Annotated in this window: 15 protein-coding genes and 1 tRNA gene; 11 read left to right on the forward strand and 5 right to left on the reverse strand. The window is 61.9% G+C overall.

The genetic code is table 11. The features are described 5' to 3' along the window. Positions 1-39: 39 nt before the first annotated feature. The 3 genes from Q1K29_RS14035 to Q1K29_RS14045 are packed head-to-tail and all read right to left on the reverse strand — an operon-like array spanning position 40 to position 2,704. Positions 40-1,110, reverse strand: a complete 1,071-nt coding sequence (locus Q1K29_RS14035; protein ID WP_300395731.1) for a phosphotransferase — start codon at positions 1,108-1,110, stop codon at positions 40-42. Beyond that, entirely contained in the window at positions 1,110-1,478 is a 369-nt protein-coding gene (locus Q1K29_RS14040) for a nuclear transport factor 2 family protein (protein ID WP_300395732.1), read from the reverse strand. Before Q1K29_RS14040 ends, Q1K29_RS14035 begins: the two co-directional genes overlap by 1 nt. Beyond that, positions 1,475-2,704 carry an FAD-dependent monooxygenase gene (locus Q1K29_RS14045; protein ID WP_300395733.1) on the reverse strand — a complete coding sequence of 410 codons (1,230 nt, stop codon included), beginning with the start codon at positions 2,702-2,704 and terminating at the stop codon, positions 1,475-1,477. Before Q1K29_RS14045 ends, Q1K29_RS14040 begins: the two co-directional genes overlap by 4 nt. 144 nt (positions 2,705-2,848) lie before the next feature. Here Q1K29_RS14045 and Q1K29_RS14050 point away from each other — a divergent pair, with 144 nt between their 5' ends. From Q1K29_RS14050 to Q1K29_RS14090, 9 genes are all read left to right on the forward strand, one after another. Beyond that, the gene (locus Q1K29_RS14050; RefSeq protein ID WP_300395734.1) at positions 2,849-3,238 is read left to right on the forward strand and encodes a CrcB family protein; all 390 of its coding nucleotides are present in this window, start codon (positions 2,849-2,851) and stop codon (positions 3,236-3,238) included. Continuing rightward, entirely contained in the window at positions 3,235-4,230 is a 996-nt protein-coding gene (locus tag Q1K29_RS14055) for an RluA family pseudouridine synthase (protein WP_300395735.1), read from the forward strand. Before Q1K29_RS14050 ends, Q1K29_RS14055 begins: the two co-directional genes overlap by 4 nt. A gap of 9 nt (positions 4,231-4,239) precedes the next feature. Beyond that, complete coding sequence (locus tag Q1K29_RS14060; RefSeq protein ID WP_300395736.1) at positions 4,240-4,935, forward strand: HAD-IA family hydrolase; 696 nt, start codon at positions 4,240-4,242, stop codon at positions 4,933-4,935. A gap of 40 nt (positions 4,936-4,975) precedes the next feature. Further along, complete coding sequence (locus Q1K29_RS14065; RefSeq protein ID WP_300395737.1) at positions 4,976-5,125, forward strand: hypothetical protein; 150 nt, start codon at positions 4,976-4,978, stop codon at positions 5,123-5,125. Between the two features lie 164 nt (positions 5,126-5,289). Next, the gene (locus Q1K29_RS14070) at positions 5,290-5,745 is read left to right on the forward strand and encodes a hypothetical protein (protein ID WP_300395738.1); all 456 of its coding nucleotides are present in this window, start codon (positions 5,290-5,292) and stop codon (positions 5,743-5,745) included. Positions 5,746-5,794: 49 nt separating this feature from the next. After that, entirely contained in the window at positions 5,795-6,523 is a 729-nt protein-coding gene (locus Q1K29_RS14075; RefSeq protein WP_300395739.1) for an ATP12 family protein, read from the forward strand. A gap of 33 nt (positions 6,524-6,556) precedes the next feature. Continuing rightward, positions 6,557-7,192 carry a hypothetical protein gene (locus Q1K29_RS14080; protein ID WP_300395740.1) on the forward strand — a complete coding sequence of 212 codons (636 nt, stop codon included), beginning with the start codon at positions 6,557-6,559 and terminating at the stop codon, positions 7,190-7,192. 112 nt (positions 7,193-7,304) lie between these two features. Next, positions 7,305-7,979, forward strand: a complete 675-nt coding sequence (locus Q1K29_RS14085; protein ID WP_300395741.1) for a hypothetical protein — start codon at positions 7,305-7,307, stop codon at positions 7,977-7,979. Between the two features lie 136 nt (positions 7,980-8,115). After that, positions 8,116-9,648 carry an acyl-CoA carboxylase subunit beta gene (locus tag Q1K29_RS14090; RefSeq protein ID WP_300395742.1) on the forward strand — a complete coding sequence of 511 codons (1,533 nt, stop codon included), beginning with the start codon at positions 8,116-8,118 and terminating at the stop codon, positions 9,646-9,648. A gap of 182 nt (positions 9,649-9,830) precedes the next feature. Here Q1K29_RS14090 and Q1K29_RS14095 read toward each other — a convergent pair whose 3' ends face one another. Together Q1K29_RS14095 and Q1K29_RS14100 are read right to left on the reverse strand one after the other, a co-directional pair. Beyond that, complete coding sequence (locus Q1K29_RS14095) at positions 9,831-10,679, reverse strand: trypsin-like peptidase domain-containing protein (protein ID WP_300395743.1); 849 nt, start codon at positions 10,677-10,679, stop codon at positions 9,831-9,833. 14 nt (positions 10,680-10,693) lie between these two features. Then, positions 10,694-11,098 (reverse strand): hypothetical protein, encoded by a 405-nt coding sequence (locus Q1K29_RS14100; RefSeq protein ID WP_300395744.1) that lies wholly within the window; start codon positions 11,096-11,098, stop codon positions 10,694-10,696. Between the two features lie 113 nt (positions 11,099-11,211). Between Q1K29_RS14100 and Q1K29_RS14105 the strand changes: the two genes are divergently transcribed. Next, a complete protein-coding gene (locus Q1K29_RS14105) occupies positions 11,212-13,200 on the forward strand; it encodes an alkyl sulfatase dimerization domain-containing protein (RefSeq protein WP_300395745.1) in 1,989 nt (662 codons plus the stop codon). Positions 13,201-13,271: 71 nt separating this feature from the next. Then, positions 13,272-13,361: transfer RNA gene (locus Q1K29_RS14110), tRNA-Ser, on the forward strand. The last annotated feature ends 124 nt before the right edge of the window (positions 13,362-13,485 follow it).

Consider the following 13,485-nt stretch of genomic DNA (forward strand, 5'->3'; position numbering starts at 1 on the left):
GTCACCAACGCGTGAAGGAAAGCGCGGGTTTCCCGGAAACTAGGTGTACCAGTCGAGCGCGTCGTGATCGGAGATCAGGTCGACGGCACCGTTGAGCATGCGGAAGAACATGTCGTCGCCGCGCGGGGTCTGGGTGACAAGCATGGCCGCGAAAAAGGCGGTGAAAAAGTGCTGGTAGGCGCCAGCGATATAATGGCGGACAAATTCGTCGCGGGCATAATCAGACACGCCAAGCCGGTCCATTTCCGACAGATAGAGGTCGATCAGGGCTGCCTCATTGGCGCGCCGCGTTTCCGGTGCGATCGCCCCGGAAATGAAGTAGCCGACATCAGCGCCGGCCGGGCCGTAACCGAAGCTTTGCCAGTCCACGACCGTGACCGGACGATCTGCGCTGGCCGGATTGAACAGCATGTTGTCGGGCCGGAAGTCGGAATGGATGAGCGACCGGGAGCCATCGCGCGAGCCGTTATACGCCTCCATATTCCGGCTCATCGCATCGCCGATCACGGTCGCTTCGGGTGTGACGCGGTCGCCATAGCGCGCCTTGAACCCGTCCCACAGACCGGTGACAAGACCCGGGTCGAGCGGATCGGGGGCGTTCTTCGTGTTCATCACCCAGGCATATTCGTCGAGACGCTCATCATTCCAGAAGGCCGAGTGGAGCTTTGCGGCCTCTTTCAGGACAAGCTGTGCCTGATCCAGCGTGACCCCGGCCAGCTGGTCGCCCTGTTCTGCAGGGGCAAGATCGCCCATCATCAGGACGAAATCATGGGTCTCTTCGTTCACGTCCGTGAAGTAACAGGGCGGCGTGGTGATGCGGGCGTCGGGCTGGAGGAGCTGATAGAATTTCACTTCGCGGTGGTAGTTGCCGAGCTGGATACCGGTCGCGCGGCTTTCGGCACCCTCGGCGGGAAACTTGCCGACGATCGTCTGGGGAGCGCCCGGCACGTCGCGCTCATAATCCAGCTTGAAGCGGACGCAGTCACCGATCTGGCCGGTGCCGACCTTGCCGGCCTCGAAGGCGGAGACTTTCGCGTCGATGCCGCCGGCAGCGAGCGCGTCGCTCAGCCACTTCGCGTCGATGTCCTGCCAGTTGCGAATATCCGGCATCAGGCGTCTCCCGTAAGTGGATGGACGTAGACTTCGTTATGCTTGATCAGGCTGTTTTCGAGCAGGACAAGATCGAAGCCGCGAAGCTTGCCTTCCTTGCCGCCCTCGCCGATGTCGCAATACCAGCGCCCGCAAAAGCCGCCTTCGATGCCCCACACGGTTTCCGGCGTGTAGGTCATGGGCGGCGTCGAGCCGAAAAGCGTCTCCAGATAGGCTCCCAGCGCCTCACGGCTTTCCACGCCGTTGGGGACTTGCGGATCCTTGTAGACGGTGTCGGCGCTGTAGAAGGAGACCAGCCGTGCGACATCCTTGTCCGTCCAGGCTTTCAGCCAGTCTGCGTTGAAGCGTTCCATATCCATCGGGCTCATGACTGCAGGACCCTCATCTTGTGCGCGTCGGTGAAGACCTCGTCGGGGACGCTTTCCGGCCCGCCCATGATGGCGAAGCCGTGCATGCCAAGCGATGGATCAGCCGCGCTGCGTTCGTGATAGCTCTTGCGGCGGGCGCGGGCGTCCTCGCCAAATTCCATGTCCAGGGTGGCCTGAAGCATACCGGCAAAGCGAAGGCGACGCATTCGTTCGCGTCGTTCCTCCGCATACGAACGGAAGTCGGGCTCCTGGGCCTCCGGCGTCGATTTCAGAATATCGGAAACGATACGGACATCGCGATAGGTGATGGACAGGCCCAGCCCGTTGATCGGGTCGTTCCAGCCCGCTGCGTCTCCGATCAGCACGCAACCATCCGCATACGGCTCATCGGTCCAGCTATCATTGTTGAAGTAGGAGAAGAGGGGACCGGCGGGCGTTCCGGCAGCCAGCGCTTCATTGTCCGGGGCTGAGCGCATGCGGAACGCGTCGAGGAACTTCCGTGCGCCATCCTCGCCCTTGAAGCGGCCTTTTTCATCCAGCGCATAGCCGCCATAGACGCGGACCCGATCCCCGCCCTGCGGGAAGGCGAGGAAGCCGAAATTGTCTTCCGTGCCGATAGCCTGGCGGGTCTCGTCCCAGCCGTGGACATTCTCCACAAGCAGGCCGGCAAACCAGTGATGCGGCTTGTCCTGATGGAGCGTCACCCCGGCTTCCTTGCGCACCAGCGACTGGCGGCCCTCGGCACCGACAATGAGTGGGGCCGTCGCCGTTATCTCTTTGCCATCGCTCTTGTACGTGACCGAAGGCTTCGCGCCTAATGTGACACTGGTGACATTGACCCCACGAAGCGCCGTCGCGCCTGAGCGCACCGCTTCGTCGAACAGGGTCTGGCAATGATGCGGATGGCCGATAGCAAGCGGGCCGGGCACGCCTTCGGCAAAGATTTCCAGCGGAAGGGCGGTCTGCTCGGCTGTCGCCGGTTCGCGGCTTTCATCATAGGTGACGTGCGAGGTGATGTGATGGCCACCCGCCTGCCTTAGCAGGTCGTACAGCCCGAGCCGCCTGACCTCTGCCACGCCCCAGGGTGCAATCCATTCCCCGCGCACGCGGTCTTTATACTGGGTGGATTTTTCCAGCAGCAGGACAGAGCGTCCGGCCTTCGCCATCGTTGCGGCAAGGGCTGAACCGCCAATACCGCCGCCGACAATGATCAGGTCGTAGGTCACATGATCCTCCCATGCGCCTCTTCCGGGGCGCTGATGTTGCTGAAAGGGTAGCTGCGCGACTGTTTCTGGCAAGACGGGACGCTGCGTCAGGTAGCCTGAAGCCGGGCCTGTCAATTCGTCCGCAATCGCCTTAAAAGCCGCAGCATGAACGGTTTTCTCTATGTAGCTCTGGGCGGCGCCATCGGCGCGAGCCTGCGTCACGGCGCAGGGCTGGCGGCCATCCGCATGGGCCTGTCTGGCTGGCCATGGGCGACCTTCTTCGTGAACCTCGTGGGCAGCCTCGCCATGGGTCTGCTGATCGGCTTTCTCGCTTTCCGCGGCGAAGCGCTGGGCGGCGGACAGAATATGCGCCTCTTCCTGGCCACCGGCCTGCTCGGCGGCTTTACGACTTTCTCGGCTTTTTCGCTCGAGATCGCGCAATATATCCAGAAGGATGACTGGCTGCGCGCCATAGCCTATGCGGGGCTTTCGGTGCTTGCCGGTCTTGTCCTTGTTTTCATCGGCATGATGATCATGAAAAGGGTGCTCGCATGAGCCAGCAGGTGATCAATGAAACCGTTAGCCCGAAGGAAGAGGGCGTTCGCCTCGACCGCTGGGTGAAGCGCCGCTTGCCTGTCACGCAGGGCCAGCTGGAGAAGCTGCTGCGCTCCGGACAGATCCGCGTCGACGGCTCACGCGCCAAGGCGAATACCCGCCTTGATGCCGGTATGGTCGTGCGCCTGCCGCCCGTCCACCAGCCGACGGCAGAGGAAAAGAAGGCCCGCAAGGCCAATACGGCCTCGTCACGCGATGAGCAGTTCATGCGCGAAATGGTCATCTATCAGGATGACGAGATGTTCGCGCTCAACAAGCCCGCCGGTATCGCGGTGCAGGGCGGCACCAAGCAGGGCGACCGTCACATTGACGGCATGCTCGATATCCTGTCGGACGATGAGTACCGACCGAAACTGGTCCACCGCCTCGACAAGGAAACCTCCGGCCTGCTGATCATTGCGCGCCACCCGGCAGCCGCAGCCCGGCTCGGCGACCTCTTCCGCTCCCGCGAAATGGAAAAGGTCTACTGGGCCGTCACCGTCGGTGCGCCAAAGCCGCCCGCTGGCCAGGTGCGCTGCTGGATGACGAAGGGGCAGGGGCCGGAAGGCCGCGAACGCATGGTCCAGTGCGCGCAGAACGATGAAGGCGCGCGCCATGCCATCACGGATTATGTGACGGTTTCGCAGGCGGCCCAGAAAGCCGCCTGGGTGGCGCTTCGTCCGCAGACGGGCCGGATGCACCAGCTGCGCTTCCATATGCACGAGCTCGGCACCTCCATCCTCGGCGACGACAAGTATGTCACCCGCCGGGAAGTGCCGCAGGGTGTCGCCGATGGCCTGCACCTGCATGCCCGCGCACTGCTGATCCCGCGCAAGAACAAGAAGCCGCTACTGCTCCAGGCGCCACTGTCGGGCCATATGAAACAGACGTTCAAGACGCTCGGCTTCCTCGAGGAAGAGGCGGGCAAGGACCCGCTGGAGCTCTTTATCTAGGAGGCGCCGATGACGCTGAAGCTCGCCATCTGGGATATGGACGGTACCATTGTGGATTCCCGCGAGGTCATACAGACGGCCATGTGCCGGGCCTTCGGCATGTGCGGCCTGCCGGAACCGGCCTATGAGGAGACGCGCAAGATCGTCGGGCTCGGCCTGGACGAAGCCTGCCGTACGCTCGCGCCGGACTATGATGACCTGCCAGGTCTGGTCGAGGCCTATCGTCAGGCCTTTATTGCGCGGCGCACGGAGAAGGGGTTTCGTGAACCCCTCTATGAGGGCGCTATCGAGACGCTGGAGCGCCTCGCCAACGACAACTGGCTGATCGCCATGGCGACAGGCAAGTCCCATCGCGGCATCCGCGCGATTTTCGAGATGCATCCGCTGGAGCAATATTTCGACACGATCTGGTGCGCCGATGACGGCCCCGGCAAGCCACATCCCTTCATGGTCGAGCAATGCATGGGCACGCTCGGCTGCGAGCCGAATCAGAGCCTGATTATCGGCGACGCCATCCATGACATCGCCATGGGGCGCAATGCGGGGATCCATACGATGGGGGTCAGCTGGGGCTTCGGGCGTACCGAGGAGCTGGACGCCGCAGGCGCCCACGAAGTTCACCACGACTTCCGCAGTCTGGGCGACGGATTGCAGAAATTTGCCGCAAAAAGATTTAACCTAGATGGAACCGGCGTTTCGGTCTAACGTTGGTCGCTCGGATGTCTAACAACCCAAGGGGATCCTTATGAAGAAATCCATGCTCGCACTTCTCTTTGCTATCGGCGCCGCTGGTACCGGTACACTCGCTGCCTGCGACACCAATGACGGTCCGGTCGAAGAAGCCGGTGAAGAGGTCGATGAGGCCGCAGACGAAGTCGAAGAAGAAGTCGATTAAGTCTTCATACCGACAGTTTCCTGGCCCTCGGGCCAGAAGTGGAAAGCCAGCCTTCGGGCTGGCTTTCTTGCATTCGGATCATGACATTTTCTTCAGAAAGCATGGATCGGTTCGCGCGGCTCGACGTTTGTTTTTCGTACCCCACAGTAAACAGGACAAGCAGAATGCGCCTGAGTTTTCACTATCTTCTTGCAGGACTTACGGGCGCCGCTTTTGCCGGTGGTGCCGTGGCTCTCGCTGCCAATAGTATTTCGCCCCAGAAGACGCCGTCGCTCCCCCAGAATTTTACCGCTGCCGATGAAGCAGTGTTTTCACATGAATTCCGGACGGCAAGTGGAGTCTGTGATGTGGGGCTTGCAGAACGTGACATATGTTTCGACCGCTCCCCGCTCGAGACCCGCATCGTGAAAGGTGAGCCCTTCCCGCAGCACATGTATCCGCTTTCGCTTGAGTGGCGTGCCAAGCTAGCGATGACGCGCAAGGCGACCGAGCTGAAGACGGTCCGCATTGGCCGCACGATTGCCCTGGTCAATCGCGAGACCGGCATGGTTGCTGACACGATGTATCTTGGCGAGCAGCCGCAAACCGAGATGGTGCAGACCGAGCGTGCGGCTGGCTGAGACAGCTTGCCCGTTTCCTTCCCGCAGATGACGTGGCATCTGGCTGCCCATGTCGAACACATCACCGAACAGACAGGATCTGCCGCGCCGCTTCTACAAGACGGTGTCAGTCGTTGAGAGCGATGGCGGCTGGCGCATCGAGCTGGATGGCCGCCCGGTCAAGACACCGGCCAAGGCCGAGCTGAGCCTGCCGAATGAAACCCTTGCCCGCCATACCGCCGATGAGTGGGAGGCCCAGGGCGAGCATATTGATCCCACCGCGATGCCGATCACGCGGCTGGCTAATGTCGCGATCGACCGCACACCGCACACCCGGGAAGAGCTGGCGCAAGAGGTCGCGAAATACACGACAACCGATCTCGTCTGCCACCTCGCCGAGGGGCCGACGGAGCTGCGCGAACGCCAGGAAGAAAAGTGGCGCCCGCTTCGCGACTGGGCTGGTCGCTCTCTGGGGATCGTGTTGCTCCCCGTGGAAGGCGTGATTGCGTCACCGCAACCGGATGCTTCTACTGAAGCGGCCCGCCTGCATGCGCTGAGCCTCGACGATTTCCGCCTGACGGCGCTGGTCTGGGCGACGGGGCTTTATGGCTCCGCGGTGCTGGCGCTGGCCGTCGAGCAGGGGGAGATCGATGCCGACGATGCTTTCGAGCGCTCGCGGATCGATGAGGCCTGGCAGATCGAGCAATGGGGCGAGGACGCCGAGGCCCGTCAGGCGACCGAAGCACGCCGGGCCGATGCGCGTGCACTCGGAAAACTCTTTTCCGCGTTCGCGCGTTAGGTAAGCTCCCGCCAGTTTCTCTGGAGCTTTACCATGACAAAATCCATTGCCTTTCTTTTTGCGGCTAGCCTGCTTGCCGTCACGGCTTGTGGCCAGCCCGAGCCGTCCGAACCGGAAACCAGCGCCGAACTGCCGGCCTTGCCAGGCGCCGAAGACGATGATGCCGAGGCCGAGCGCCCGACAAATGCGCCGCCGACGCTCAACGAAGAGGAAAAGGCCGAGATGGACCGGGCCTGCTCGACGGTCTCTGTCGAGGGCATGTGCAATGTTGCGTTCGGCATGACCGAGGAAGAGGCTCGCGAGGCCTTCCCGACGGAGCTCTATGGCGGCGTGCAGGAAAACCCATCCTGCTATTACCTTCGTCCGAGCGCCACCTCCTATGGCCGCGCCTTCATGGTCGAGGGCGGCACGGTGCAGCGCGTGGATGTCCGCGATGGCAGTGCGAAGACGCTGCTCGGTGCCGGCGTCGGCACGCCGCTCGACGAGGTCGAGGCGATGTATGAAGACACACAGCGCACGCCGAACAAGTATGCCCCGGCCAATGACGACCTGAAGGCCGATCTCGGCGAGGGCGTCTACGCCGTCTTCGAGGAGGGCAGCGACGGCAAGGTTCGTGCCTTCCGTGTCGGCCTCGAACCGGCGGTCGACTTTGTCGAAGGCTGCGGATAAGGCTTTCAACCCTCTGAAAAACATTGGTTTTCTTCGTGAACGCCAGCCCAACGGGCCGGTCATGCGGGGTTCCGGAAGGGTGTGTTTTCCTGCACCCATGATGAAACGCATCATGAGCAATCGAGTGGCGGCGCTGGCTTTGGCGGCAATCCCACTCACCGCGGCCCCGGCCTTCGCGGATGCCCCGGCCACGACGACGCAGACCGCGCTCAGTGGTCTGTCACTCAATGTCGCCGACGCGTCCTTTTATGTCTCGGTCGGCCATGACCGCTGGCGCGGCCGCAATGGACGCACATACCGGACCAATCAGTGGGGCCAGAGCCCGCGCGAGGTTCGACATCTTCGCCGCGATGCCCTGCAACGCTGCGCCGGCGCGATCCAGCGCCAAGGCTACCGTGCCGGCTTCCGTGATGTCGACATTGATGACGACTACCGGGTCCGCCAGCTTGGGCCGCGCGGCTTTCGGGTCCGCTTCGACGATGTCGAGTTCGAAGGCCGCCGCCGTGAGTTCGAGCGCGATGTGCGCTGCACTGTGCGCCGTGGCAATGTCGTCAAGCTGATCGGCCTGCCGCAGCCGGGCCGCCGCGGCTGGAACAATCGCCGCTATGACCATGACTGGAAGCATGGCCGGGACCGCGACCACTATCGCGACCGTGACCGCTATGACCACCATGACCGGGGGCATCGCGGCCGGGACTGGAGCGACAACAAGGATCGCGGCCGGCGCACCGGCCCGGGGGGTGTGCGGGCCTATGGCGAGCTGAAAGGGGGCCGCCCCGGCAGCTGATCCGGCTCGTTGATACGTCGAAAAGCATGGAGGAAAGGGCAGGTTGTCTCAGCGGCAGCCTGTCCTTTTTCTTGCGTCATCGCTCCGTCTGCGTATCAAGGGCAGCAGATTTGAAAGTTCTGACGGAGTGTGCCCCATGAAGGATGTGATCGACGCGCTTGAGGCGAAACGCGAGGAAGCCCGCCTTGGCGGTGGGCAGGACCGGATCGAGAAACAGCACGCCAAGGGCAAGCTCACCGCGCGCGAACGCATCACCATGCTGCTCGACGAGGGCAGCTTCGAGGAAACCGACATGTTCGTGGAGCACCGCTCCCACGATTTCGGCATGGAAAAACAGCGCATTCCGGGTGACGGCGTGGTCACCGGCTTCGGCACGGTAAATGGCCGTCTGGTCTATGTCTTCTCCAAGGACTTCACCGTCTTCGGTGGCTCGCTGTCGAAGGCGCAGTCGGAAAAGATCGTGAAGGTGCAGAAGGCCGCCGTGAAGAATGGCGCGCCCGTGGTCGGCATTTTCGATGCGGGCGGCGCGCGTATCCAGGAAGGCGTCGATTCGCTGGCTGGCTATGCCGACATCTTCATGGAGAACGTTCTCTCCTCAGGCGTCATCCCGCAGATTTCCGTCATCATGGGCCCGTGTGCCGGTGGCGATGTCTATTCCCCGGCGATGACCGACTTCATCTTCATGGTGAAGGACACCTCCTACATGTATGTGACCGGTCCGGACGTGGTGAAGACCGTCACGAACGAGGAAGTCACCCACGAATCCCTGGGCGGGGCGTCGGTCCATGCCAAGAAGTCGGGCGTGGCCGATGGCGCGTTCGAGAACGATATCGAGGCGCTGGTGCAGATGCGCCGCCTGATCGACTACCTGCCGCTGTCCAACCTCGAATCCCCGCCGACGCGGCCGAGCTTCGATGACCCCGAACGCGTCGAGCCATCGCTGGACACGCTCATCCCGGACAATCCGAACACGCCTTACGACATGAAGGAACTGGTCGAGAAGACGGTGGATGAGGGTGACTTCTTCGAGATCAGCCCGGACTTCGGTGCCAACATCCTGTGCGGCTTCGGGCGTATGGAAGGCTCGACCGTGGGGATCGTCGCCAACCAGCCGATGACGCTCGCCGGGGTGCTCGACATCGACAGCTCGCGCAAGGCGTCACGCTTTGTGCGCTTCTGCGACTGCTTCAACATCCCGATCGTCACCTTTGTCGACGTGCCGGGCTTCATGCCGGGCACCAAGCAGGAATATGGCGGCCTCATCAAGCATGGCGCCAAGCTGCTCTTCGCCTATGCCGAGGCCACCGTGCCGAAGGTCACCGTGATCACGCGCAAGGCCTATGGCGGTGCCTATGACGTGATGAGCTCCAAGCATCTGCGCGGCGACATGAACTATGCCTGGCCCACCGCCGAGATCGCCGTGATGGGCGCGAAGGGCGCGGTGGAAATCATCTTCCGGAAGGATCTGGGCGACGAGAAAAAGATCGCCGAGCACACGAAGATGTATGAGGACAATTTCGCCAACCCCTACGTCGCGGCGCGCAAGGGCTATATCGACGACATCATCATGCCCCACTCCACCCGCCGCCGCGTCTGCAAGGCGCTACGCACACTGCGGAACAAGTCGCTCGAGAACCCGTGGAAGAAGCACGATAATATTCCGCTTTAGGCTTCGAAGACGGTTTGCCTGAGCAAATCAATCGATCCAGTGAATCGATTGAAGGCATAGAAGGCCACGGCAGTGGATTCAACCGGAAGCTTTGCTTCTATATCAGAGGCTGATTCCCAAATACGAAGTTGAACAGTCCTTTCAGCGGAGTAGACGGTTGAATTCGAACGAGCACACAGAACCTAGCTTACAGGCCTGCCCGGCACACCGGACTGACAAACCTCACCGACTGCCTTTTCGCGCCATAGCAGTCCGATGTCTGAATTCGCGTTTATACGGCCGCTGTAGATACCCAAAAAGCGTTGAACCGGAACGTAGAACGCGGCCGAATGGAAGTTTCCAAAATTCATGTGCATAGACATGTCGTTGGTTGTCGGAACTTCATCAACGGGCGCGGTCCCGCCATTGAGCACTGAAAATACTGGCGAACCGGAGGCGCCTTTATTGGTCCTACAATCTATGTACATTGCCGGCTTGCCGTCCGCATCAAAGTTGGGCTCGGACGCTATCGAGCCCGTAATCCAGATTGGGTAGTGATTGTTCACGCTCACTCCGAAAGGATAGCCCACAACGGAAACACTCCCAGCCGGCAAAATAGATAGAAAATGACTGTGCGGAAGCGTATTAACGCACGCAACTGGTTGTTGGCTATCTTTCCAATGCTTCAAAAGGTCTAGAGCGACGATGTCCGCTTTGTCGCCTAGAGCAGGGTGTTCGAGCCAAGGCGGATTGGTCAACTGCCACCGCAATTCGAAATTCCATTCCTGTTGACCAGTGAACTCGATATTGTTTCCCCGCCTTTCATACTTCGGCATCGAAAATTTTAGTGTGTTGGGAATGCCACCGTTCTTCGTATCGAGCGGCTTCCCGGTATTTTGATCTCTACCGGTGAGGTTGTGGCGGTTCGTTACAAGAAACGGCCTGCCGTGCGCTTCGTAGAAGAATGCAGAACCCGTGGCCAGAATTGCGCCATCAAAAGCAAGCTGAAGTTTCGTCGTCGTGAGCGAAATCATAGACTTTAGCGAATTCATTGTGGATTCCTCATTTACACCGCCTCCTGCCGGTCCCGCCGCCAAACCCACACTCCCATCCAGATCAACACCATCTGCGCCGCGATCCGCGCACTCGCGCCCCAGGGCACGGGAAACACAGGGTCAGCGCGGAAAAAGTCCCAGACATGAAGCGGCAGATAGCCGAGGCAGAGACCTGCAAAGGCGAGGCCGGCCACTGCGCGGGTGCGGGGGATGAGGACGCCAATGCCGATGGCGAGCTCGATCAGACCTGAAACCCAGACGACCGCGAGCTGTGGCATCCAGTCCGGCACCACGGCATAGAAGGGCGCCGGCATCGCCAGATGGAGCGTGCCGCCGATGAGCATCCAGGCGGCAATGATGAGAATGGCGATCCAGTGCATGTCTGATGAGATGGGCCGGAAAGGGGGAAGAGCCAAGGTATTCGCCGGAATGAGCGGCGAAGGTCACCGCTACTTTCCTTAGAGGAACCACTTCCTGACATTGGCAATGCCAATTAGTGTCCTTTCCAAACCGATGGGAAGGAAACGTCATGAGACACTGGTTGCTGGCGACATCGATCCTGGCTGTCGCGGCATGCTCCCCGCCGCAGGCAGCTGAGCCGGAGGGAGACGCGGGCGCGATCCCGCCAGCCCCGCCAGCCGGTGAAGCCACCGAAGCGACAGCCGGAGCAAACCAGGCCGTCGCCGATCGCCTCCCGCTCGATGACCAGGGCGACGTCGAGGATGCCGCGCGCGGCTTCCTCGCGGCGATCGAGGAAGACGCCATCCTCGATGAAGAGGGCAATACGGTCTGGTCGATCCCGCAATTCGACTTCATTGAGGGCGAGGCGCCTGCCACGGTGAACCCCTCGCTCTGGCGCCAGTCGGGCCTTGCGGCGAAGCACGGCCTGTTCGAGGTCGCCGACGGCATCTGGCAGGTGCGCGGCTACGACCTCTCCGTGATGAGCGTGATCGAGGGCGAGACCGGCTGGATCATCGTCGACCCGCTGACCGTGAAGGAGACGTCTGCGGCCGCGCTGAAGCTCGTCAATGACACGCTGGGCGAGCGGCCTGTCACGGGCGTCCTCTACACCCATTCGCATGCCGACCATTTCGGCGGCGCGCGGGGCGTGATCTCGGAAGAAGAGATTGAAGAGCGCGATGTCCCCGTGCTCGCGCCCGAAGGCTTCACCGAGAGCGCGGTGGCGGAAAACCTGATCGCCGGCAATCTGATGCAGCGCCGCGCGGTGCTGATGTTCGGCAACACCATTCCGCGCTCGGACACTGCCAATGTCGGCACCGGTCTCGGCCCGGGCCTCCCGCAGGGCACGACGGGCCTGGTCCTGCCGACCGAGGAGATCGGCGGCTGGGGAACGAAGCGGGAGATCGACGGCGTAGACTTCGTCTTCATGGATGCCGGCGGCACCGAGGCGCCGGCAGAATTCATGTTCTACCTGCCGGGCAAGAATGCGCTCTGTACCGCTGAAGTGGCGACCGCGACCTTCCACAACGTGTTGACGCCAAGGGGGGCGAAGGTCCGCGATGCGCTCAAATGGAGCCGCGTCATCGACCGGGCACTGGCCGACTATGGCGGGAAGGCGGACCTCGTCTTCGCCTCCCACCACTGGCCGACCTGGGGACAGGAAAATGTGCAGCAATTTCTGACCCATCAGCGCGACATCTATCGCTATGTCCACGACCAGACGCTGCGCCGCGCCAATGCCGGGGCGACCATGACGGAGGCCGCCGAGACGATCCCCGAGCCGGGCTTTTCCCAGGAGGATTTCTCGACGCGCGACTATTACGGCACGCTGAACCACAATTCCAAAGCGGTCTACCAGTTCTATTATGGTTGGTGGAGCGGGGTGCCGGCCGACTATCACGCCCTGCCACGCGCCGAGACAGCGAGCCGCTATGTCGAGGCGGTGGGCGGGCTGGATGCCATTATCGACCGTGGCGTGCAGGCCTTCGAGTCCGGCGATTATCGTTGGGCCGCGGAATTGCTGAACCACGCCGTCTTTGCCGAGCCGGGCAGTCAGGCGGCGAAGGACTGGCTGGCGGCGGCCTATGAACAGCTCGGCTTCCAGGCCGAGAGCGGGGCCTGGCGGAGCTATTATCTCACAGCCGCCTCCGAACTGCGCAACGGCATGCCGGATGCGGGGGCGCCCAATCTCGGCAATGCCGACTTCCTCAAGGCGGTGCCGACAATCGATCTCTTCGATGCGCTGGCCAGCCGCTACAATCCCGACAAGCTCGCCATGGATCCGTTCACCGTCGTGTTCGACTTCACCGATACCGGTGAGACAGTCACGGTCGATATCGGGCGCGACGTCATTGTGCCACGCCTGACGGACGGAGAAGGGGCGGCGCGGCTGACGCTGACGCGGGCCGACTTCAACCGCCTCATCCTGAGGGAGACCAGTGCGCAGGCATTGATGGAGTCCGAAGCGATGAGGCTGGACGGCAATATGGCGGCCCCGGCGGCGTTCCTCGGGGCCCTCGATCAGCCGGATTTCTGGTTTCCTGTCGTGACACCATGAGGCTTGCTGCGATCAGGGCCGTTTGCCCTCTTGCCCGAGGCAAAGCATGCGGTTAGTCAGGCAAACTGGCTGGAGAGGTGGCCGAGTGGCTGAAGGCGCTCCCCTGCTAAGGGAGTATACGTTAACGCGTATCGAGGGTTCGAATCCCTTCCTCTCCGCCAGCCAGTCTCCCGAAAATCACCGAATTCGAGACGTCTCGGAATAGTCCCGACATTTCCGGGACTTGCGGGCGCTATCAGCGACTGAAATCTGCATTTCCCGTCTCTATTCTACTGCAATCGAGGC

Source organism: Henriciella sp. (genome assembly GCF_029937755.1).
Classification (GTDB): Bacteria; Pseudomonadota; Alphaproteobacteria; order Caulobacterales; family Hyphomonadaceae; genus Henriciella.